Source organism: Micromonospora sp. DT68 (assembly GCF_049847245.1).
Lineage (GTDB): Bacteria > Actinomycetota > Actinomycetes > Mycobacteriales > Micromonosporaceae > Micromonospora > Micromonospora profundi.
Genome location: NZ_JBNCNZ010000075.1, coordinates 1 through 316 on the forward strand (window position 1 = coordinate 1; position 316 = coordinate 316).

Genomic DNA, 316 nt, shown 5'->3' on the forward strand with positions numbered 1-316 from the left:
GCGAGTTGGGTGCCCAGGAGGGAGTTGCCGCCGAGGTCGAAGAAGTTGTCGGTGGCGCTGACCTGGTCGAGGTCGAGGAGGTTCTGCCAGGTGTCGGCGAGCCATTGCTCGGTGTCGGTGTGCGGCGCGACGTGTTCAGTGGCTGTTGGTGTGGGCTCGGGTAGCCGGGCGGTGTCGAGTTTGCCGTTGGGGGTCAGTGGTAGTTCGGGAAGTGTGATGAGGCTGGTGGGAACCATGTAGGTGGGGAGTCGGTCGGCGAGGTGCCGGCGAAGGTGGTTCAGGTCGGGGTGCCCGGTGAGGTAGGCGACGAGTTGGG

General features: G+C 65.8%; 1 protein-coding gene. It reads right to left on the reverse strand.

The genetic code is table 11. The features are described from left to right. Positions 1 to 316: phosphopantetheine-binding protein (locus ACPXB1_RS30685; protein ID WP_425736187.1), on the reverse strand; the 316-nt coding region annotated here is incomplete at both ends.